Origin of the sequence: Pseudomonas sp. LAMO17WK12:I10, from assembly GCF_900215185.1 — a bacterium.
Lineage (GTDB): Bacteria > Pseudomonadota > Gammaproteobacteria > Pseudomonadales > Pseudomonadaceae > Aquipseudomonas > Aquipseudomonas chlororaphis.
The window spans coordinates 63,742-85,907 of the sequence record NZ_OBDX01000029.1 but is presented as its reverse complement, the minus strand read 5'-3'; the positions used below and the strand labels follow the sequence as shown (position 1 = coordinate 85,907).

Below are 22,166 nucleotides of genomic sequence, written 5' to 3'. Positions count from 1 at the left end.
CGCTTCGACCTCCATACGATGTCCTCGACTGCGTCGAGGGGCGCTGCGCGCCATCCCCCTGATGAACGCCTCCGCTCGGCCTCCCGATGGGGCGGGTAGATCAAGATCAAAAGCCGGGCGCGACCTACCGGTCGGCGCTAAACCTTGTAGCCGCTGCCGAGCTTGCGAGGCTGCGATCGGCCGCGAAGCGGACGCAGGGTCTTGAAACCGCTTGAGGACCTTCGGTCCTATCGCAGCCTCGCGGGCTCGGCAGCGGCTACAGGAAGCGTGGGGGCCGTCAGAGGGAAAGAATGGCAACACATTGAGGGTTGTCGCAGTTTTTTTGCGAAGCCATAGTTGCCCGGTCGCCGACGCATCGGCGGCCGATCTTAGCCGGTCGGAAAGCGAGCCTATGAATGCAGAAATGCTAACCATGGAGCTTCCCAATGACCGACTTCATCCCCCTACAAAGCAATCTCACCCCCACCCCAATTTTCCACCTCGACCGCAACGCGCCCGCAGCCGATCTGCATGGCGGCGCGGTACAGCGCATCAAGGCTTCGCGCGATCTGATGCACAGCCTCAATTGCCTGAGTGTCAAAGGTGTGGGCGATCAGGATCTGATTCACTTCGTCAACGCCGCGCACTTGTTGCTACAAGACGGCTGCGACGCGCTGGATGCCTTGCAGTGGCAACTGCAGGCGTAAAAAATCCCACCCCGGAAAAAGCCCAGGCTCACTGTCCCCAGTGAGCCTGCTTGTTCTTGCCGCTTGTAGCTTGCAGCTGCCTCTAGCCTAGATACCCCTTGACCCCGGTAAAGATGATCTGCGCCGCCAGGGCGCAGACGAACAGGCCCATCAGTCGGCTGACGATCTGCAAGCCTTGCTCGCCGAGGATGCGTTCGATGCGGTTGGACAGGTAGAGCACCACGCCGACCGTGAAGCTGGCCAGGGCGATGCTGAGGATCGCGGTGAGTTTGTCGTCCCAGTGCGGCTGGCTGACGCCCATCACCAGCAGGGCGCCGATGGTGCCGGGGCCGACGGTGAGCGGGATGGTCAAGGGCACTATGGTCACGTCCTGCTGCACGTTGTCGGTCTGGATCGCCGACTTGCCCTGGGCCATGCCCAGCGCCGAGATGAACAGCACGCTACCGGCGCCGATGCGGAAGGCGTCCACGGTGATGCCGAACACATTGAAGATCACCCGTCCGAACAGATACAGCAGCACGCTGGAGGCCAGGGTCGCCAGGGCGACGTTCCACGCCAGGCGCCGACGCTCCTTGCTGGAGTAGCCGCGAGTCAGGCTGATGAAGCAGGACAGGACGAAGAAGGGGCTGTAGAGCACCAGCATCTTCAGGTACACGCTGAACAGCACATGGAGCATGGCGCAAACTCACAGCGAGGGAGGGCGAGCGGAGTTTAACAGGCGTTTGCCGGGCTGTCGGCTCAGGACGGTTGCGCCGTGGTGCGGTTCTGCTGATCGCGCTGCGCCACCCAGTGTTCGATCAGTTCGCGCAGTTGCGACAGCTCCACCGGCTTGGCCATGTGCCCGTCCATGCCGGCCTGCCGCGCGCGTTCCTTGTGCTCGGTGAGGATGTGCGCGGTCAGCGCCACCACCGGCGTGCGCACGCGCTGGTTGCCGACTTCCCAGGCCCGCAGCTGCTGGGTGGCGGAGAAACCGTCGAGGATCGGCATTTCGCAATCCATCAGCACCAGGTCGTAGCGCTGGGCCTTCATCGCTTGCAGGGCCTCTTCACCGTTGCTCGCGGTATCGGGCTGCAGGTTGAGCTTGCCGAGCATGCCGCGAATCACCTTGGTGGAAATGCTGTTGTCCTCGGCCACCAGGATGCGGAAGTCGCTCGGCACCTTGACCGGCACCGGAACCCCGCTCAGCGAATGGGGCTGATGGGGGACCAGTTGGCCCTTGTTGCGCTGGGTCAGCTCGTCGGCCAGGGTGGTCTTGAGGGTGTAGCCGGCCACCGGTTTGGCAAGGATGCGCTTGACCCCGGCGTTGCGCGCGATGACCTTGCTCGGCGCGTTGCTGATGCCGGTGAGCATGATCAGCAGGATGTCGTGGTTCAGGCTCGGGTCTTCCTTGATCTTGGCCGCCAGTTGCATGCCGGTCATGCCGGGCATGTTCTGGTCGAGCAGCACCACATCGAAGTAGTCGCGCAGGTGCGCCTTGGTGCGCAGCAGGGCCAGGGCTTCCTTGCCCGAAGGCACGGCGCTGACGTTCAGGCCCCAGGCGCTGCATTGCTGCACCAGGACCTTGCGGCAGGTGTCGTTGTCGTCCACCACCAGTACCCGGGCGCCTTGCAGCGGGCCATCCAGGTCGGACGTCGGGTGCTCCAGGCGCTCAGGGTCCAGCGGCAGGGTCAGCCACAGGGTGCTGCCCTGGTTGGCGCTGGTCTTGACCCCGAACTCGCCATGCATCAGCAGGATCAGCTGGCGGGCGATGACCAGGCCGAGATTGCCGCCCAGGCGGGTGCTGGCGAGGAAGTTCTTGCTGTGCAGTTCCGAATGCAGCAGGGCATCGCGCTCTTCGGCTTCCATCGGCTGGCCGCTGTCCTGCACGGCGATGCGCAGGCGCGGTTTGCTGGTGCGCTCGTCCAGCGCGACCACCACCAGGACCTCGCCTTCGTCGGTCTTCTTCAGGGCGTTTTCCAACAGGCTGAGCATGGCCTGGCGCAAGCGCGTCGGGTCGCCGCTGATCACGCGCGGCACCTGCGGCTGGATGAAGCTGATCAGCTCGACGTTCTGCTGCTCGGCCTTGGCGCGGAAAATACTCAGGCAGTCCTCGATCAGTGCATTGAGGTCGAACTGCACGTCGTCCACCTCGATCTGCCCGGACTCGAGCTTGGAGATGTCGAGGATCTCGTTGATCAGGGTCAGCAGCTCATTGCCGGCGCTGTGGATGGTCTGCACGTAGTCGCGTTGCTTGACCGACAGTGGCGTGCCCAGCAGCAGCTCGGTCATGCCCAGCACGCCGTTCATCGGTGTGCGGATCTCGTGGCTGATCTTGGCCAGGAACTCGGCCTTGGCATTGACCTCGGCGTTGCTGGCGGCGAGGTCACGGCTGACGCTGAACTCGTTTTCGGTGATGCTGCGCTGGCGCTCGCCCAGGGCGATGCTCATCGCCCACCCGCTCAGGCACATGATCACCAGCAGGGTGACGATCAGGCCCTGGGGCGCGACCATGGTCAGCCCCAGCAGCGCCGGCAGCACGATCAGCGCGCCGATGTTGAAGATACCCATGCCGGCCACGAAGTAGCGCGCCGGGCGGTAGCCTTTGTGCCAGTGATAACCGGCGATGAACAGCATGCTCAGGCCGACCAGGGCCACCAGGCCGTAGGTGATGAGATTTAGCGGCAGCGAATCGACGAACAGCAGCAAGAGGCTGCACAGGCCGACCATCAGGATATCCACCAGCAGCAGCTTGTTCAGCGGATGCGGGCCCAGCGGCGCGAAAAAGCGATAGACGAACATCAGTCCGCAAGGGGTGGTCAGCAACAGCGCCAGGTAGGCGCCAGGGGTCTGTATCGCGTGCCAGTCCGGCAGCCAGGGGCCGAACAGGTTGAGCATCAGCGCCAGGCTGAGCATCACCAGGGCTTCGCAGGATGCCAGCCACAGGCTGCTGCGCGAGCGGGTGTAGGCGTAGCGCACCAGGTTGTGCAGCATCAGCATGCCCATGCAGCCGAACAGCAGGCCGTAGAGCACACTCTGGCCCTGATTGGCCGCGGTCATGACCGCCGATTGCAGGGTGATGTACGGGCGCAACTGATGGTCGGAGACCAGGCGCAGATAGACATCGAGGGTCTTCTGGTGCTGCGGCAGCGGCAGCATGAAGTCGCTGCTGGGCAACGGCCGTTCGGCCTGGGGCTGCTGGGTGCCGGAGGTCAGTTGCTCGACCAGGTTGTCGCCGTCCAGCACATACATGTCCAGGCGTGACAGGTCGGGCGCGAAGATCCGCAGCAGTTGTTCGTGCTTGCCCGGTTGCAGTTTGAAACGCAGCCATAACGCGCCTCCGGGTTCTGCGGCGGTGATGCGTTCCAGTTCGATCGGGCTGAATTGATTGGTGTAGCGCGGGGAGCGGATATCGCTCAGTTGCAGGTCGGCCTGTTCATCGAGCAAAACGGCCCAGTTACTGCCTTGTGCGGCCTGGGCCGGGATCAAGCAGAGCAGGGTCAGCAGAGTGACGGTGAAACTTATGGCAGTCCTGAGCCAGCGCACGGCGAAATCCCTTCGTAGGTTGATGCCAGATTATAACTATGCGCGGCGCTGGAGCCGTCCGGCAAGGGCCTGGGGCCCCTGCCGGACAGGAAGACAGGATTACTCCTGACTTTTGCCACGCTCGCGGGCAATGGCCCGGTAACCGATGTCTTTGCGGTAGAAGCAGCCTTGCCAATCGATCTTAGCTGCCAGTTGGTAAGCCTGCTGCTGCGCGGCACTTACGCTGTCGCCCAGGGCGGTGGCGCAGAGCACGCGGCCGCCGGAGGTTACCACCTGACCGTCCTTGAGCGCGGTGCCGGCGTGGAAGACTTTGCCTTCCAGTTTGGCGGCCGCGTCCAGGCCTTCGATCACCGCGCCTTTGGCGTAGTCACCAGGATAGCCGCCGGCGGCCAGGACGATGCCCAGGCTCGGACGTGGATCCCATTGTGCTTCGACCTTGTCCAGCGCCTGGGCCAGGGCGGCCTCGACCAGCAGCACCAGGCTCGATTGCAGGCGCAGCATCACCGGTTGGGTTTCCGGATCGCCGAAGCGGCAGTTGAACTCGATGACTTTCGGGTTGCCGGCCTTGTCGATCATCAGACCGGCGTACAGGAAACCGGTGTAGACGTTGCCTTCGTCGGCCATGCCGCGCACGGTCGGCCAGATCACCTGGTCCATCACGCGCTGGTGCACGTCGGCGGTGACCACCGGGGCAGGGGAGTAGGCCCCCATGCCGCCGGTGTTCGGGCCGCTGTCGCCGTCGCCGACGCGTTTGTGGTCCTGGCTGGTGGCCATGGGCAGCACGTTCTTGCCGTCGACCATGACGATGAAGCTGGCTTCCTCGCCGTCGAGGAACTCTTCGATCACCACGCGCGAACCGGCGTCGCCGAAGGCATTGCCGGCCAGCATGTCGCGCACGGCGTCTTCGGCCTCGCTCAGGGTCATGGCGACGATCACGCCTTTACCGGCGGCCAGGCCGTCGGCCTTGATCACGATCGGCGCGCCCTTTTCCCGCAGATAAGCCAGGGCCGGCTCGATCTCGGTGAAGTTCTGGTAGTCGGCGGTCGGGATCTTGTGGCGAGCCAGGAAATCCTTGGTGAAGGCTTTCGAACCTTCCAGCTGGGCCGCGCCAGCGGTCGGACCGAAGCAGTCCAGGCCACGGGAGCGGAACAGGTCGACCACGCCAGCCACCAGCGGTACTTCCGGACCGACGATGGTCAGGGACACGTTCTTCTCGGCAAACTCGGCCAGCTGCTCGAGGGCCAATACGTCGATGGCCACGTTCTCGCACTTGGCTTCGATGGCGGTGCCAGCGTTGCCCGGGGCAACGAAGACTTTCTCGACCCGTGGGTCTTGAGCGACTTTCCAGGCCAGGGCGTGTTCACGACCGCCGCTACCAATGATCAGTACATTCATTTCAAAAACCTCGGATGACGCTAATTCGGTGAAGCGCACAAGCCTGACGTTGTAGCCGCTGCCGCCAGGCTGCGATCAACCGCGAAGCGGTTGCAGGATCTCAGATCGCTGAAGACCCTTCGGGTCTTATCGCAGCCTTCGGCAGCGGCTACAGGAGAGGGTGGCGCCCCATTGATACTTAGTGGCGGAAGTGGCGCATACCGGTAAAGACCATGGCGATTCCGGCTTCGTCGGCGGCGGCGATCACTTCGTTGTCGCGCATCGAGCCGCCTGGCTGGATCACTGCGGTGATGCCGACCTTGGCCGCATTGTCGATGCCGTCGCGGAACGGGAAGAACGCATCGGATGCCATGACCGCGCCCTGCACCTGCAGGCCGGCGTGTTCAGCCTTGATCGCGGCGATACGGGCGGAGTTCACGCGGCTCATCTGGCCGGCGCCGACGCCGATGGTCTGACGGTTCTTGGCGTAGACGATAGCGTTGGATTTGACGAACTTGGCCACTTTCCAGGCGAAGATCAGGTCGTGGATTTCCTGTTCGGTCGGCGCGCGCTGGGTCACCACTTTCAGGTCGTCGGCGCCGATCATGCCGATATCGCGGCTCTGCACCAGCAGGCCACCGTTGACGCGCTTGTAGTCCCAGGCCGGAACGCGGTCCGCCGACCACTCGCCGCAGGCCAGCAGGCGCACGTTGGCTTTGGCTGCCACCACGGCGCGAGCTTCTTCGCTGACGCTTGGGGCAATGATCACTTCAACGAACTGACGTTCGACGATGGCCTTGGCGGTCTCGGCGTCCAGTTCGCGGTTGAAGGCGATGATGCCGCCGAAGGCCGATTCGGTGTCGGTGGCGTAGGCCAGTTCGTAGGCCTGGCGGATACCGCCTTCGGCGTCCGGGCTCACGGCCACGCCACACGGGTTGGCGTGCTTGACGATCACGCAGGCCGGCTTGACGAAGCTCTTCACGCATTCCAGCGCGGCGTCGGTGTCGGCCACGTTGTTGTACGACAGTTCCTTGCCTTGCAGCTGGGTGGCGGTGGCGATGCCGACTTCGGCAGGCTTGGCTTCCACGTAGAACGCCGCGCTCTGGTGCGGGTTCTCGCCGTAGCGCATTTCCTGGGCCTTGATGAACTGGCTGTTGAAGGTGCGCGGGAATTCGCTGCGGCCTTCGGTGGTCAGGGTTTCGGCCGCCTGGTTCACGGTGCCCATGTAGTTGGCGATCATGCCGTCATAGGCCGCGGTGTGTTCGAAGGCCTTGAGCATCAGGTCGAAACGCTGGGCGTAGGTCAGGCCGCCGGCCTTGAGGCTTTCCAGCACCTGGCCGTAATCGCTGGCGTTGACCACGATGGCCACGTCTTTGTGGTTCTTGGCCGCCGAGCGGACCATGGTCGGGCCGCCGATGTCGATGTTCTCGATGGCGGTCGGCAGGTCGCAGCCCGGCTTGGAGATGGTGGCTTCGAACGGGTAGAGGTTGACCGCTACCAGGTCGATCGGCTTGATGCCGTGCTCGTTCATGATGGCGTCGTCGATACCGCGACGACCGAGGATACCGCCGTGGATTTTCGGGTGCAGGGTCTTTACCCGGCCGTCCATCATTTCCGCGAAACCGGTGTAATCCGCGACTTCCACTGCGGCCACGCCGTTGTCCTGCAGCAGTTTGAAGGTCCCGCCGGTGGAGAGGATCTCCACGCCCAGGGCTTCCAGCTCCTTGGCGAATTCGAGGATCCCGGTCTTGTCGGAAACACTGATCAAGGCGCGGCGGATCGGCAGGCGGGTAGTCTGGTCGGTCATCTCAATTTCCATCAAAAGCAAAGGAGTCAGCAAAAAAGGCGACCGGTTTTACGCGGGCGCCTTTCTGGTTTGATTGAATGCTTACAGCAAATCGTACTGCTTGAGTTTCTTGCGCAGGGTGCCGCGGTTCAGACCGAGCAGCTCGCTGGCCTTGGTCTGGTTGCCCTTGACGTAGTTCATCACGCTTTCGAGCAAAGGAGCCTCGACTTCGGAGAGCACCAGGTTGTACACGTCCGTGACGGCCGCGCCCTCAAGGTGGGCGAAATAATTGTGCAGCGCCTTCTCGACACTCCCGCGAAGGGTCTGGCCTTCTTCGCTCGGCGTATTGAGGTGCTGTTTCAAATTCACGTTGTCGCTCACGGGTGCTGTTCCACTCACTAAAGTCTCGGTCATCATCGTCATGCGGCCACCCCTTCTCCGTCCCCTGTCACCAGGCTCTTGTAACGCTCGGCAAAGAACTCACGAACGTTGGCGCACTGTGCTTCCGTATCTTCCAAACGATTGAAGTGGGCGCGAAACTCCCTGGCACCCGGCAGAGTTGCGAGATACCAGCCCACATGCTTGCGAGCAATGCGTACGCCCATGACATCGCCATAGAAGGCATGCAGCGCGGCCAGATGCTCAAGCAGAATACGTTCCACCTCGAACAGCTCAGGTGCCGGCAGGGTTTGACCGGTACGCAGAAAATGTTCGATCTCACGAAAAATCCATGGCCGCCCCTGAGCGGCCCGGCCAATCAACAGCCCGTCGGCACCGGTAGCGTCGAGGACGTAGCGGGCCTTCTCGGGCGAGTCGATATCGCCGTTGGCGAAGACCGGGATCGACACCGCCTGCTTGATCGCAGCGATGGTGTCGTACTCGGCAACGCCCGTGTACAGGTCGGCCCGGGTCCGGCCATGGACCGCCAATGCCGTGATGCCTGCCTGTTCGGCGATCTTCGCCACCGTCAGGCCGTTCTTGTTCGCCCGGTCCCAGCCGGTACGGATCTTCAGGGTGACCGGCACATCGACTGCGGCCACCACGGCCTGCAGGATCTCGTTCACCAGATCTTCATCTTTCAGTAACGCGGAGCCGGCGGCCTTGTTGCAGACCTTCTTCGCCGGGCAACCCATGTTGATATCAATAATCTGTGCGCCCAACTCGACGTTGGCGCGGGCGGCATCCGCCAGCATCTGTGCATCGCCACCGGCGATCTGTACCGAGCGCGGCTCGGGATCGCCCTCGTGGATCATGCGCAGACGCGATTTGCGACTGTTCCACAAACTCATGTCGCTGGTGACCATTTCCGAGACTACAAGGCCTGCACCCAGCCGCTTGCAAAGCTGACGAAAGGGCTGGTCGGTGACGCCCGCCATGGGGGCGAGAATCAAGCCGTTGTGCAATGTATATGGGCCGATGCGTACCGCCGACATAGGACTTCCCTGTTGTGGGGCCGGATCATGAGAGTTCGAAAAAGGGTTGGCATGATACCCGCTCTCGATGACTGGATAAAGGCTGAATTGGATAAAATCTGAACAGTTATTCTGTTATTGCCAGCGGTTTGGTCCGATGGACAGCAGTCAGAAAACCGCCGTCAATCCAGAGCGGTCTTTGCTCGGATGGCGCGCCTTACTCAGGTGAGTGGAAGCTCAGGCTGTAGTTGACGGCCTTGGGGCCCGGATCGAGGATGTCCAGCGCGATATGGATCGGTGTCTGCGGCGGCATCTCCGACACCCCTTCGAGCTCACCCTTGACGTATTCGCCGGGCTTGAAGCGACGACTGGCGATCAGATGGCCGTTGAGGTCGGCGAAACGCAGTTCCAGCAGCGGGAAGGGCTGGGAGAACGGCGCGCGGTTGTAGATGATCGCATCCACCACTAGGGCGCCGCTGAATTCCGGGTGGCTGCGCACCACCAGGTTGCTGCTTTTGATGCGTCCGATATCGACCTTCGAGGGCACCGTGCAGCCCAGTTCCGGGCAAAACTGCTGGAACCAGGGGCGGTACTGGTCCTGGCGCGCCAGTTCGTCGAAGTGATAGGCGATGTACTGGCCCGCCAGGCCGGCGGCGGCCAGCAGGATCAACAGGCTCCAGAGCAGGCGGCGGCCCCAGGGCGAGCGGCGCTTTTGCCAGTCCAGCTGGATCGGGTCGTCTTCCAGGTCCAGCAACACGGCGTCCGGCGCCTCGGGCTCGGCGCGGCCACGTTTGTTGCGTGGCGCCGGGCTGGCTGGTGGCTCGATTTCATCGGGCTCGTCGGCCTTCAGGGAACCGTGCGCTGGCATGGGTTCCAGGTCGTCGTCCAGGAGCAGGGAGGGCGCCTTGGGTTCGTCTTCCAGATCGTCCAGGTTGAAGGACAGCGACGGTTCGGTACGCCCGGAGCGGCTGGCATCGACGGCTGGCTGCTCAGGTTTTTCGTCCAGGTCGCCGCTGGTGCCTGGTGGCTGGCTGAACAGGCTGTCGGGCCAGTGTTCCTCTTCGGCATCCGGCTGGTCGCGGCGGGCGCTGAGGGCGTCTTCCCTGGAGGCGCGCTCCTGGCCGAAGGCCTTGGTCGGCTGGATTTCCCGCTGTTCGAGCTTGGCCAGTTCCTCATCCAGGTCGAGGCTGTCCAGGTCGAGCTCGGTGGCGCTCCACTGCTTCTGGCTGATGGCGCGCGGTGGCGGCGGGGTCAGCGGTTCAGCAGGGGCAGCCGGTGCGGGAGGTGCGACGACAGCGTCCTTGCCAGCGCGTTGCTCAAGCAACTGCCGTGCGGCGTTGAACACCTGCAGGCACGAGCCGCAGCGCACCACGCCCCGGGCCACGCTCAACTGGGCATGGCTGACGCGGAAGCTGGTTTGGCAATGCGGACACTGGGTGACGAAACTGTCGGTCATGCGGCGATCCGGTTTATACAGGCGGCCATTCTAGCGCCGACGGCCGGTGATGCGTACCCAGCCATCGAGGTTGGCGATCGGATCCAGATCGAAGTCCCGGGCGTAGGCGGCAGCGACTTCTTCACCCTGTTCGGCGAGGATGCCCGACAGCGCCAGGCGTCCGCCGCTCTTGACCAGGCTGGACAACTGCGGCGCCAGGGCAACCAGCGGGCCGGCGAGGATGTTGGCGACCAGCACGTCCGCCTGGACCTGCGGTAGGTCTTGCGGCAGATAGAGCGGGAACAGCGCTTCGGCGATGTTGTTGCGCCCGGCGTTGTCGCGGGAGGCTTCCAGGGCCTGCACGTCGATGTCGGTGCCCACCGCCTGTTTGGCGCCCAGCAGCAGGGCGGCGATCGCCAGGATCCCCGAGCCGCAACCGAAGTCCAGCACGTTGCAGCCTTTCAGGTCCTGGCCGTCGAGCCATTCCAGGCACAGGGCGGTGGTCGGGTGCGTGCCGGTGCCGAAGGCCAGGCCCGGATCGAGCAGCAGGTTGACCGCGTCCGGCTCGGGGGCGGCGTGCCAGCTCGGGACGATCCACAGGCGCTGGCCGAAACGCATCGGCTGGAAGTTGTCCATCCAGCTGCGTTCCCAGTCCTGGTCTTCGATCACTTCGCTGTGATGTTCGGGCAGCGGGCTGCCGGTCAGCAGCTCAAGGTGGGCCAGCACGCTGGCGGCCTCGGTGCCGTCTTCGAACAGGGCCAGCAGGTGAGTGTGATTCCATAGCGGGGTGGTGTTGAGTTCCGGTTCGAAGATCGGTTGATCCTCGGCGTCCATGAAGGTCACCGAAACGGCGCCGACTTCGAGAAAAGCGTCTTCGTAGGTTTCGGCTTGTTCTGGGCTGATGGCGAGACGGACTTGCAGCCAAGGCATGGCGGGCACCTTTGAAATATGTAATGTGCAGCCTAGCGGGCTGCGAGAAGCGCGCAAGTTTACGCGAGCGAGGCGCAGAAGACGACACGCCAGGCGCCATTTCCACTTGCCCACACCTCCTCTCTGTAGGCGCGAGCTTGCTCGCGATGCCTGCAGGGGCGCCGCATGACGCCAGGAAAATGCGCGTTGTCGCTGATGGCCCTATCGCGAGCAAGCTCGCTCCTGCTGGAGGGGCAGAAACGACAAGGCCGCTCGAAAGCGGCCTTGTCGGTCTGGTGCGGTGTCGATCAGTGTTGACCGGCCAGCTTGTGCTCCAGGTAGTGAATGTTCACACCCCCTTTGCAGAAGCCTTCGTCACGAGTCAGGTCGCGGTGCAGCGGGATGTTGGTCTTGATCCCGTCGACCACGATTTCGTCCAGCGCATTGCGCATGCGCGCCATGGCTTCTTCACGGGTTGCCCCGTAAGTGATCAGCTTGCCGATCAACGAATCGTAGTTCGGTGGAACCGCGTAACCGCTGTACAGGTGCGAATCGACGCGTACGCCATTGCCGCCCGGAGCATGGAAATGCTTGACCGTGCCTGGGCTTGGCATGAAGGTTTTCGGGTCTTCGGCGTTGATCCGGCATTCCAGGGCGTGGCCACGAATGACCACGTCCTTCTGGGAGATCGACAGCTTGTTGCCAGCGGCGATGCTCAGCATCTCCTTGACGATGTCGACGCCAGTGACCATTTCCGATACCGGGTGCTCTACCTGCACACGAGTGTTCATCTCGATGAAGTAGAAACGACCGTTCTCGTACAGGAACTCGAAGGTACCGGCACCGCGGTAGCCGATGTCGATACACGCCTTGACGCAGCGAGCGAAGACTTCCTGGCGCGCGGTTTCGTCGATGCCCGGGGCCGGCGCTTCTTCAAGCACCTTCTGGTGACGACGCTGCAGGGAGCAGTCGCGGTCGCCCAGGTGGATCGCGTTGCCCTGGCCGTCGGACAGCACCTGGACTTCCACGTGGCGTGGGTTGGTCAGGAACTTCTCCAGGTAGACCATCGGGTTGCCGAACGCCGCGCCCGCTTCGGAGCGGGTCAGCTTGGCCGAGGAGATCAGGTCTTCTTCTTTATGCACCACGCGCATGCCGCGACCACCGCCGCCGCCAGCGGCCTTGATGATCACCGGGTAGCCGACTTCACGGCCGATGCGCAACGCGGTTTCTTCGTCTTCCGGCAGAGGGCCGTCGGAACCGGGAACCGTCGGTACGCCGGCAGCGATCATCGCGTGCTTGGCCGATACCTTGTCGCCCATCAGGCGAATGGTCTCGGCTTTCGGGCCGATGAAGGCGAAGCCGGAGTTCTCGACCTGCTCGGCGAAGTCGGCGTTTTCCGCGAGGAAGCCGTAGCCTGGGTGAATGGCGGTGGCGCCGGTCACTTCGGCGGCCGCTATGATCGCCGGAATGTGCAGGTAGGAGTGCGCGGCGGAGGCCGGGCCGATGCAGACGGATTCGTCCGCCAGGCCCAGGTGCATCAGTTCCTTGTCGGCCTTGGAGTAAACGGCGACGGTCTTGATACCCATCTCTTTGCAGGCACGCAGAATCCGCAGGGCGATTTCACCGCGGTTGGCGATCAGAACTTTTTCCAACTTCGCAGACATCGTTGGCTCTCCGCGGTTCAAACGATGGTGAACAGCGGTTGGTCGTACTCAACCGGCTGGCCGTCTTCGACGAGGATGGATTCGATCACACCGCTGGTTTCAGCTTCGATGTGGTTCATCATCTTCATGGCTTCGACGATGCACAGGGTGTCGCCTTTCTTCACGCTCTGGCCGACTTCAACGAAGGCTGGCGAGGTTGGCGAGGATTTGCGGTAGAAGGTGCCGACCATCGGCGAACGGGCAACGCTGCCGTTCAGCGCTGGAGCAGCTGGGGCTGCTGGTGCGGCAGCGGCGGCCGGAGCGGCAGCGGCAGGCGCGGCAACCGGAGCAGCCATCGGTGCCGGTGCGTAGTACTGCTGGGCTGGAGTCTTGCTGTGACGGCTGATGCGTACGGACTCTTCGCCTTCCTTGATCTCCAGCTCGTCGATGCCGGACTCTTCCAGCAGTTCGATCAGTTTCTTAACTTTACGGATATCCATGAATCATCAACTCCCAAGGGTCGGTCAGGGGCGTTTAGCTTGTTGTTCAAGCTGCTCTAGTGCGGCCTCCAGGGCCAGTCGGTAACCGCTGGCGCCAAGGCCGCAGATCACTCCCACCGCAACGTCGGAGAAGTAGGAGTGATGGCGGAAAGGTTCGCGTTTGTGCACGTTAGACAAATGCACTTCGATGAATGGGATGCTCACCGCCAGCAGCGCGTCACGTAATGCGACGCTTGTATGCGTAAAAGCTGCTGGATTGATCAGAATGAAGTCCACGCCTTCATCGCGGGCGGCGTGGATACGGTCGATCAATTCGTACTCGGCGTTGCTTTGCAGGTAGAGCAAATGGTGGCCGGCCTCGCGAGCCCGGCGTTCCAGGTCCTGGTTGATCTCAGCCAGGGTGACTGCACCGTAGACCCCCGGTTCACGGGTGCCGAGCAGGTTCAGGTTGGGTCCGTGAAGAACCAGTAGGGTCGCCATCTGCCGTTCCTTGTTATTGCGCAGTGATTGGAATGTGCGGTTATCAGAACCCGGCGACTATGCCGCAAAGCCTTTGTGACTGTCCAGTTCTCTGCAATAGGCAGCACGATGACCGATGTTTACCTAAAATATGTGACCAACTGGCTAAATCCGGTCATTTGCTGCAGCAATGCGTTCAGCGAAGTTCGCGGCGCTGATTTCGCCGACTACACGCACATCGGCACGTTCGACGCCATCTTTGCCGAAGAACATTAGCGCCGGCGGGCCGAACAGTTGGTAGCGGTCCAGCAGGGCGCGCTGTTCGCGGTTGCTGGCGGTGATATCGAAGCGCACCAGGCGGTAGCCCCGCAGGCGTTCGACGACCTGGCGGTCGTTGAGCACCTCGCGTTCGATGACTTTGCAACTGATGCACCAGTCGGCGTACCAGTCGAGCAGCAGCGGGGTCCCGGCATTCCGGGCATCGGCCAGGGCCTGCTCCAGCTCACCGGGGGTGGTGACGGTTTGCCATTGGCCGGTGCTGGTTTGCTCGGGGCTGTTGCCGATGACCGCGACCGGTGGGCGGGCGAGCGGGCTGAACGGATCGGTCTGGCCGCTGAATGCGCCGTACCAGCAGGCCAGGGCATAAAACAGCAGGAACAGCCCGCACAGCTGCGCCAGGCGCGCGCGCGGCGCCTTGTAAACAAACTCCAGGGCTCCGAGAAACAGGCCGACCCCGGCCGCCAGCGCACCAATCAGCAACAGGCTGACCTGGCCCGGCAAGACCCGGCTCAGCAGGCCGATCGCCAGGCCGAGCAACAGCACGCCAATGGCGTTTTTCACGTAGACCAGCCATGGCCCGCTTTTCGGCAGCCAGGCCGCGCCGCCGGTGGCCACCAGCAACAGCGGCGCGCCCATGCCCAGGCCCAGGGCGAACAGTTTCAGGGCGCCGCCCAAGGCGTCGCCGCTGGCGCTGATATACAGCAGGGCGCCCGCCAGCGGCGCCGAAACGCAGGGCGATACCAGCAGGCTGGACACCACCCCGAGAATCGCCGCGCCCCATAGCGAGCCACCTTCAGTGCGCCCGGCGATGCGTTCCAGGCGCTGGCTGATAAAGCGCGGAAGCTTGAGCTCGAAGACATCGAACATCGCCAGGGCGAACACGACGAAGAACAACGCAAAGGGCACCAGCACCCAGGCCGATTGCAGGCGTGCCTGCAAATTGAGCTGGGCGCCGAACAGCCCCATCAAGGCGCCGAGCAGGGCGAAACAGGCGGCCATCGGCAACACGTAGGCGAGCGACAGATTGAAGCCGCGCCAGCCGCCGACCTGGCCCTTGAGGACCACGCCAGACAGGATCGGCAGCATCGGCAGGACGCAGGGGGTGAAGGTCAGGCCGATGCCGGCCAGGAAGAACAGCGCCAGTTCGCGCCAACTCCAGCCGGTTTTCCCATTGTCGGTAGCGGGGCTGCCGGCACTTGAGGCATGTGCCGAGGAGGCCGCGCCATCGATCTGCAAACGCTCGGTTTCCGGTGGATAACACAGGCCCTTGTCGGCGCAGCCCTGGTAGGTCACGGCCAGGGTGAAGCCTCGTTGGTCCGTGGCGCTGCGCGGCAGTTCGACATCGACAATGCCGTGGTAGACCTCGACGTCGCCGAAAAACTCATCGTGTTTCTGTTCGCCCTTGGGCAGTTGGGCGGTCCCCAGGGGGATGTCGGCGGGCTCGGCGCGGAACTGGAAGCGGTGGCGATAGAGGTAGTAACCCTCGGTGGCGACGAAGCGCAGCTTGATCGACTGCGGCGTGCTTTGCAGCAGGCTCAGTTGGAACGCTTCGCGCACCGGCAGGAAGTCGGCGCTGTTATTGATCGAGCCCAGGGTCGAACTGGGGCGGCTGTCCAGCAACCCGGCGGCGGTCGCCGGCAGGGCAAACACAAACAGCATCAGGCAAAGCAGGCGACGCATGGCAATCTCGCGAATTGAAGGTGTGCGCATGATAGCGGAGCGCGGCGGGGTATGCGTATGCGCCCCGTGGCCGCTGCCGAGTCTGCGATCGGTCCGGGCGGCATTCCGACGTAGCGGCCGCAAAGTCTGCGACCGCGTTCTTTCAGACCAATTGCATAGGCTGGTTTTGCGAGGACTGCGTCCTCGATCGCAGCCTCGCAGGCTCGGCAGCGGCTACAGGGCTACAGGGTTAGACGCGGAAGGCCTGGACGGCGGTGTGCAGCTGGCCGCCCAGGGCCAGCAGGTTTTCGCCTTGTTCGCGGCCTTCGCCGATGCGTTGCAGGTTATCCCCGCCCAATTGATGAATGCGCTCGCTGTGGTCGCGGATTTCGCTGACGGCGCCGCTTTGCTGGGCCGTGACATCGGCGATGCGGATGGCGGTGTCGGAAATGGTCTGGATCGCCCCGACGATTTCATCCAGCGCACCGTCGGCGGCCTGGGCCTGGCTGGCCGTGGCTTCGGCATGTTCGACCTGGGCGCGCATGCCTTCCACCGATTGCCGGGCAGCGGCCTGCAGGCCGGCGATCAGGGTCTGGATCTCGGCGGTGGCACCCGCCGTGCGTTGGGCCAGGGAGCGCACCTCTTCGGCGACCACGGCAAAACCGCGGCCCATTTCCCCGGCCCGCGCGGCTTCGATGGCGGCGTTCAGGGCCAGCAGGTTGGTCTGGTCGGCGATGGAGCGGATCACCGTGAGCACGCCGCCGATGGTCGCCGACTCTTCGGCCAGCTGTTCGATCATCTGCGCGTTGCCTTGCACTTCGCCGACCAGGGCATGCAACCCGGTCAGGCTCAGACCGATCACTTTCTGCCCCTGCTCCACCGCCATTCCGGCGCTGCGACTGGCATCGGCGGCCTGGCTGGCATCGCCGGCGACTTGCTGGATGGTCGCTTCCAGTTCGCCGAGGGCGTCGCGGATCTGCGCGGTGTCGCCGGCCTGGCGCTCGGCCCCGCCGTGCAGGCCACTGCTCAGTTCCGCCAGGGCGCGGCTACTGCCGGCGACCTGTTCGGCGTTCTGCCGGATGGTGCCCACCAGGTCCACCAGGTAGGCGCGCAGGCGGTTCAGGGATTCTTCGATGTCGTGCAGTTCGCGGTTGGTCCGGCCCAGCTGGATGTCGCGGCTGAAATCGCCTTCGGCCCAGGTCGACAGGGCCGGCGCCAGGTTGGTCAGGACCCGTGCCAGCCGACGCTGCAAGGTGTCGATCAGCAGGGCGATCAGCAGGATCAGGCCGATCATCAAACCCTGCATCAGCCGCACTTCGCCCTGGATCTGCCCGTGCTGGGCGCGCACCACCGGTTCCAGTTCGGCGATGGCCTGCTGCACGGCGGTGATTTTCAGGTGGGTGGCGGCGCTGAGGTCGGCGCGTTTCTGGATCTGTTCGCGGGTGCGGTTCAGCTCGGCGGGGTAGCGGCCGAGCAGGCTGTTGAGTTCGCGCTTGAGGCCGATGCCGGCGTCTTCGGCGGCGGCCTTCTCGGTGTTCTCCAGGCCCATCATGGCCGCGAAGTCATCGGTATTCGACGCATTGCTGGCGGCGACACCCAGCAACGGCAGGGTTTCCAGCTGCTCGGCCTGGGCGCGCATGTTGCTCACTTCGCGCTCGACATCGGCGGCCAGTTCGCTGCGGCCGCTGCTCACCAGTTTGTCGCGGGCCAAGGACAGCTTGCCCAGGTGCTGGGAGGCGGTCAGCAGCAACGGCAGGTAGGTCGCGGCGCTAGGATTGCTGGCCGCTCCGGTCGCGTACTGGCTCAGTTGTTCGAGGCTGGCCCCCAGCTCGCGCTCGGCCTGCAGCAGCAGCGCTTGCGGATCGCCGGCCAGTTTGCCGGCGGCCAGCAGGTCGGTCTTGCTGAACTCGGCCAGGCCCGACAGGCTCGGGCGCAGGCTTTGCGCCAGTTCAGCGGGCAGTTCGTCGAGCTGGGCTTGCAGGGTTTCGATGGCCTGGCTGGCGCTGCTCAGGCGCAGGGCGTCGCCGCTGGCCAGGTAGTCCTCGATGTTGCGCGCCGCCTGGTTCTGGAACTGCTGGGACAACCCCAGGTAGCGCTCCATCAATAGGTAGGGGCGCTCGAGGGCGCGTTGCGACCACCAGAGCGTTGCACCCAGGGCCAGGCAAACGGCAACTAATAGCAGGGTATTGAGATTGGTCAGCAGCTTCAGGCGCATCGCGTCCTACCAACGACTTGAATGGTAAGCGCCTGAATTTATTGCGTTTGTATTACAAGGTTATGACCGAACCGGTGGATTCTGGTGAAAAAGTGGCGCTTTGATGGCGCGCCGCCTGGACCCGGTTGCGCCCGCTGTCCTTGGCGCGGTAGAGCGCTTCGTCGGCCTGGCTGGCCATCATCAGGCTGTCGGAGTCTTCCCGCAGTTCGACCACTCCGGCGCTGAAGGTGCACCACAGGTCCTGGGGCTGGGCCGGGTAATGGATTTCGGCAAAGCGCTGGCGGATTTCATCCAGCACCTTGCAGGCCGCTTCCAGGTCGGTGTCGGGCATGACGATGGCGAATTCTTCGCCGCCGTAGCGACCGATGAAGTCGGTCTTGCGCAGGCGTTGCTTGAGAAACAGCGCCAGGCTCTTGATCACCCGGTCGCCCATGGGGTGGCCGTGGCTGTCGTTGACCCGCTTGAAGTGGTCGATGTCGAGCATGGCGAAGCTCAGCGGCTTGTTTTCGCGGCGCGCGCGGAAGCTGCAGTCTTCGAGCAGTTGCAGGATATGGGTGTGGTTGTACAGCCCGGTCAGGCTGTCGCGGACCATGCGCGCCTTGAGGTTGCGCGCGCGGGCGGCGCGGTTGCGCACGGTGGTGATCAGGTGGCGCGGCTTGATCGGTTTGGTCAGGAAGTCGTCGCCGCCTTCGCTCATGGCGTCCAGCTGCTTGTCCAGGTCGTCTTCGGCCGACAGGTAGATGATCGGCACGCTGACATAACGGTCGTTATGGCGGATCACCTTGGCCAGCTCGGTGCCGGTACAGGCCGGCATGTACATGTCGAGGATGATCAGGTCCGGTTGGAAGTCGGCCAGTTCGGCCATGGCCTGGATCGGCTCGATCAGCGTCCGGGTGATGATCCCGGCGCTGTTGAGCAGGCGCTCGGTGTGCAGGGCCTGGGCGCGGGAGTCGTCGATAATCAGCACTCTGTAAGGTTCGTACTGGGCGACGCAGGTGAGGATCTCGATCTTCTCCAGCAGGCTCGAAGCTTCCAGGGTGCCGGTGAGGAACTCCTGGCCGCCGGCGCGCACGGCGGCCAGGCGGGTCGGGGTGTCGGTTTCGTGGAGGCTGAAGAACAGCAGGGGCAGCTTCTGCTCCAGGCCTTCCTGGGCTTCGGCGGCCAGTTGCAGGCCCATGCCGTTGCCGCAGAAGTCGACGTCGATGACGATCGCCGCCGGCAGGCGCTCGACCATCGAGGCGCGAAACGCGGCGATGCTGTCCAGGGACTGGGCGCTGAGACCGAAGAATTCCAGCTGCTTGGCCAGGCGCTCGCCGCGATCGTGGTCTTGCAGCATCACGTAGATCGGCTTGCGCAGGGGCGGCAGGAAGGTCTGTTCCAGTTGGTCGCCATGGCGCAGGCCGGTGCGCGACAGGCGTTGCATCAGGCGGTTGAGGTCGGTGATCAGGCCGCTGCTCAGGCGCCCGCGGTTGGCGTCCACCGCCTCCAGCGAGTCGCTGATGCTGCGTGCCAGCTGGGTATGTTCGGGTTGTTCGAAACGTTCGGCGAAACGCAGCAGGCGCAGGTTGGCCTCGCTGAGTTCGGACATGTCGGCGGTCGACCATTCGCTGCGCTGCAGGCGCTGCCATATCTCGAGGATCTGACGAGCCTGGTGAATGACCCGCTGGGCAAAGTGGTGCTTGAGGCGCTCACGGCTGGGGTCTTCTGGCTCGGTCATATCCTGACTACTAGTTAGGGTGCATGCTGAGATCGACTGGTGGCTCTATGCTAGCACCTCTTATGGGTTGTACGAGTGTCGTACGTCAACAATCTGCAAAGCGACCTTATTCAGTTCCCGACCGACTGGTCGCATAGGTTCTGAACTGTGCTTCATTTATAGTGGCCGCTCGATGTACACCCGGCATGTGGCGCCTTGCGCGGCGGATGATTTTTAATCCGTTCGGTTCGAGGCACGATGGAGTAGGGTTGTGGTCGAACCGATGAACCCAAGTGATTGAAAGGATATAGCCATGCTGGACTGGAAGAACCGCGCGGGCAGCGCGCCGGATCGTGCTGCCGAACCCAAGTCGGCGACACGCAGCTACTTTGGTGGCCTGCTGTTCAGCCGCGCCCTGGGCACCCTGGTAGGGTTGTACCTGCTGGTGGCCGGCGCCCTGGGCTGGTACTGGAGCCAGGAACCGTCGCTGTTCCCCGTCCAGCAAGGCGCGCAAATTGCCGCCGAGAAGGAAGGCAAGCAGATGGTCGTGGGCTACACCACGGTGGAAACCCTCAAGGCCGTGGCCGGCACCCTGCTGACCAAGCCGGGCGGCTATATCTCCAACGACCGTTTCCCGCCGGGCCTGTGGATGGACAACATGCCGAGCTGGGAATACGGCGTGCTGGTGCAGGTCCGCGACCTGACCCGCGCCCTGCGCAAGGACTTCGCCCGTTCCCAGTCGCAGTCCGCCGAGGACGCCGACTTGGCCAAGGCCGAGCCGCGCTTCAACTTCGACAACAAGAGCTGGGTGCTGCCGTCCAGCGAGTCCGAGTACCAGGAAGGCATCAACTCCCTGAGCCGCTACCAGGCGCGCCTGTCCGATCCGGAGCAGAAGAGCGCGCTGTTCTACGCCCGTGCCGACAACCTGAACAACTGGCTGGGTGATGTCGGGACCCGCCTGGGTTCGTTGTCCCAGCGCCTGTCGGCCAGCGTCGGCCGGGTCAAGCTCAACACCGCGCTGAAAACCGAAGCCCCGGCACCGGGCCAGTCGCCGCAGGTCGACGAAGAGGTGGTGGAAACCCCTTGGATGCAGATCGACAACGTGTTCTATGAAGCGCGCGGCCAGGCCTGGGCCCTGTCGCACCTGCTGCGTGCCATCGAGGTCGACTTCGCCGACGTGCTGGCCAAGAAGAACGCCACCGTCAGCGTGCGCCAGATCATCCGTGAACTGGAGGCGTCCCAGGAGCCGATCTGGAGCCCGATGATTCTCAACGGCAGCGGCTTCGGCGTGCTGGCCAACCACTCGCTGGTCATGGCCAACTATATTTCCCGGGCCAACGCGGCTGTCATCGACTTGCGTCAATTGCTCAATCAGGGTTGATTCATGGTGGTTACCTCCAATGAGGCCGCGCACCGCGCGGCCTCCGATGCCGAACAAGTCGCCTGGGTCGATGGCGAAGACCAGTTGCTGGGCACGCTGGCACGCTCGGAGTTGCGCGAGCGCGGCCTGATCGGGCGCGGTACCTATATCCTGCTGTTCAATTCCGCCGGTGAGCTGTGCGTGCATCGGCGCACCCTGAGCAAGGCCATTTATCCCGGTTACTGGGACGTGGCCGCGGGCGGCATGGTGCTGGCCGTCGAAAGCTACGCCGAGTCGGCGGCCCGGGAGCTGGAGGAAGAATTGGGCGTGAGCGGGGTGGAATTGACCGCCCATGACCATTTCTTTTTCGAAGACACCGACAATCGCCTCTGGTGCTCGGCCTTTTCGGCGGTCTGGGACGGGCCTCTGCGCCTGCAGCCGGAAGAGGTGCTGGAAGCGCGCTTCATTGCGATCGACGAAGTGATGCGGGAAATCACCGAAAAGCCCTATTGCCCGGACTCCCTGGCGGCCTTGCAGCGCTATCTGGCGCGGCGTCGCTAAAGTTGTATAAATTGGCGCGGTTAGGCTCTTAGCAAGTCGGCTTTTTGCCGTTACACTGCGCGACCTTTTTCAAGCTGAGCCGGCGTTGCTTCTTATATAAGCGCACCGGTCCAGTAGCGCTGCCCCTGCCTGAGTGGGGCTTCGCGGTCGATGGCACAGGCCATGTGCTTCGACCAGTCTTTGTCCTCCCAAGAGGATTGCCGGTGGCCAAAAAAGCCGCATCCTTCGCCGCCCTTGGTGGCCTGGTATTTTCCACCGACGCAGGTCGACATTGCCCGGACTGTAGCCAGCCGGTGGCAGCCTGCATCTGCAAACAAACCGTTATCCCTGCCGGCGACGGCATCGCTCGCGTGCGTCGCGAAAGCAAGGGCCGTGGCGGCAAGACGGTGACCACCATCACCGGCGTGCCGTTGGCCGAAGACGCGCTCAAGGAACTGGCGACCACGTTGAAGAAACGTTGTGGCACCGGTGGCGCGCTGAAAGACGGCGTCATCGAGATCCAGGGCGATCATGTCGAGCTACTCTTGGCAGAGCTGATCAAGCACGGTTTCAAGGCGAAGAAGTCCGGCGGCTAGCAGCCTCTGTGAAAACCACCCCCGACTTGATGCAGCCCTGATCCGATTCAGGCTCGCCGTCGTCTTCATGGTTTTCACAGAGCCTGTTCATGACC

Annotated in this window: 18 protein-coding genes; 4 read left to right on the top strand and 14 right to left on the bottom strand. The window is 63.6% G+C overall.

What is annotated here, in order from left to right; all coding sequences use genetic code 11:
• Positions 1-425: 425 nt before the first annotated feature.
• Entirely contained in the window at positions 426-686 is a 261-nt protein-coding gene (locus tag CRO75_RS25955; protein WP_009041974.1) for a hypothetical protein, read from the top strand.
• 82 nt (positions 687-768) lie between these two features.
• Here CRO75_RS25955 and CRO75_RS25950 read toward each other — a convergent pair whose 3' ends face one another.
• The 14 genes from CRO75_RS25950 to CRO75_RS25885 form a co-directional block, all read right to left on the bottom strand.
• Positions 769-1,362: a MarC family protein gene (locus CRO75_RS25950; RefSeq protein ID WP_007923493.1), complete on the bottom strand. Its 594-nt coding sequence runs from the start codon at positions 1,360-1,362 to the stop codon at positions 769-771.
• Positions 1,363-1,424: 62 nt separating this feature from the next.
• Complete coding sequence (locus CRO75_RS25945; protein WP_097139124.1) at positions 1,425-4,208, bottom strand: hybrid sensor histidine kinase/response regulator; 2,784 nt, start codon at positions 4,206-4,208, stop codon at positions 1,425-1,427.
• A 99-nt stretch (positions 4,209-4,307) separates the two neighbouring features.
• On the bottom strand, positions 4,308-5,603 hold the full coding sequence (purD, locus tag CRO75_RS25940; RefSeq protein ID WP_097139122.1) for a phosphoribosylamine--glycine ligase: 1,296 nt from the start codon (positions 5,601-5,603) through the stop codon (positions 4,308-4,310).
• A gap of 178 nt (positions 5,604-5,781) precedes the next feature.
• The gene (purH, locus tag CRO75_RS25935; RefSeq protein ID WP_009041977.1) at positions 5,782-7,389 is read right to left on the bottom strand and encodes a bifunctional phosphoribosylaminoimidazolecarboxamide formyltransferase/IMP cyclohydrolase; all 1,608 of its coding nucleotides are present in this window, start codon (positions 7,387-7,389) and stop codon (positions 5,782-5,784) included.
• 81 nt (positions 7,390-7,470) lie between these two features.
• On the bottom strand, positions 7,471-7,791 hold the full coding sequence (gene fis / locus CRO75_RS25930; protein ID WP_007921650.1) for a DNA-binding transcriptional regulator Fis: 321 nt from the start codon (positions 7,789-7,791) through the stop codon (positions 7,471-7,473).
• A complete protein-coding gene (gene dusB, locus CRO75_RS25925) occupies positions 7,788-8,801 on the bottom strand; it encodes a tRNA dihydrouridine synthase DusB (RefSeq protein ID WP_007921649.1) in 1,014 nt (337 codons plus the stop codon). The genes fis and dusB overlap by 4 nt, the downstream gene beginning before the upstream one ends.
• 196 nt (positions 8,802-8,997) lie before the next feature.
• On the bottom strand, positions 8,998-10,236 hold the full coding sequence (locus CRO75_RS25920) for a DUF3426 domain-containing protein (RefSeq protein WP_097139120.1): 1,239 nt from the start codon (positions 10,234-10,236) through the stop codon (positions 8,998-9,000).
• A 30-nt stretch (positions 10,237-10,266) separates the two neighbouring features.
• A complete protein-coding gene (gene prmA, locus CRO75_RS25915) occupies positions 10,267-11,145 on the bottom strand; it encodes a 50S ribosomal protein L11 methyltransferase (RefSeq protein WP_007921647.1) in 879 nt (292 codons plus the stop codon).
• Positions 11,146-11,432: 287 nt separating this feature from the next.
• Entirely contained in the window at positions 11,433-12,788 is a 1,356-nt protein-coding gene (gene accC, locus CRO75_RS25910; protein ID WP_007921646.1) for an acetyl-CoA carboxylase biotin carboxylase subunit, read from the bottom strand.
• A 17-nt stretch (positions 12,789-12,805) separates the two neighbouring features.
• The gene (gene accB / locus CRO75_RS25905; protein WP_085533695.1) at positions 12,806-13,267 is read right to left on the bottom strand and encodes an acetyl-CoA carboxylase biotin carboxyl carrier protein; all 462 of its coding nucleotides are present in this window, start codon (positions 13,265-13,267) and stop codon (positions 12,806-12,808) included.
• Positions 13,268-13,291: 24 nt separating this feature from the next.
• A complete protein-coding gene (aroQ, locus tag CRO75_RS25900; RefSeq protein ID WP_007921644.1) occupies positions 13,292-13,747 on the bottom strand; it encodes a type II 3-dehydroquinate dehydratase in 456 nt (151 codons plus the stop codon).
• A 144-nt stretch (positions 13,748-13,891) separates the two neighbouring features.
• Positions 13,892-15,685, bottom strand: a complete 1,794-nt coding sequence (locus tag CRO75_RS25895; protein ID WP_097139118.1) for a protein-disulfide reductase DsbD — start codon at positions 15,683-15,685, stop codon at positions 13,892-13,894.
• 229 nt (positions 15,686-15,914) lie between these two features.
• Complete coding sequence (locus CRO75_RS25890) at positions 15,915-17,879, bottom strand: methyl-accepting chemotaxis protein (protein WP_097139116.1); 1,965 nt, start codon at positions 17,877-17,879, stop codon at positions 15,915-15,917.
• A 52-nt stretch (positions 17,880-17,931) separates the two neighbouring features.
• Positions 17,932-19,596: a PleD family two-component system response regulator gene (locus CRO75_RS25885; RefSeq protein WP_097139114.1), complete on the bottom strand. Its 1,665-nt coding sequence runs from the start codon at positions 19,594-19,596 to the stop codon at positions 17,932-17,934.
• A gap of 292 nt (positions 19,597-19,888) precedes the next feature.
• Between CRO75_RS25885 and CRO75_RS25880 the strand changes: the two genes are divergently transcribed.
• The 3 genes from CRO75_RS25880 to CRO75_RS25870 all read left to right on the top strand — a co-directional run bounded on the left by CRO75_RS25880 (position 19,889) and on the right by CRO75_RS25870 (position 22,071).
• A complete protein-coding gene (locus CRO75_RS25880; RefSeq protein WP_097139112.1) occupies positions 19,889-20,956 on the top strand; it encodes a DUF2333 family protein in 1,068 nt (355 codons plus the stop codon).
• A 3-nt stretch (positions 20,957-20,959) separates the two neighbouring features.
• On the top strand, positions 20,960-21,496 hold the full coding sequence (locus CRO75_RS25875; RefSeq protein WP_007921639.1) for an NUDIX hydrolase: 537 nt from the start codon (positions 20,960-20,962) through the stop codon (positions 21,494-21,496).
• Between the two features lie 203 nt (positions 21,497-21,699).
• Positions 21,700-22,071: a translation initiation factor Sui1 gene (locus CRO75_RS25870; RefSeq protein WP_007921638.1), complete on the top strand. Its 372-nt coding sequence runs from the start codon at positions 21,700-21,702 to the stop codon at positions 22,069-22,071.
• Positions 22,072-22,166: the final 95 nt, after the last annotated feature.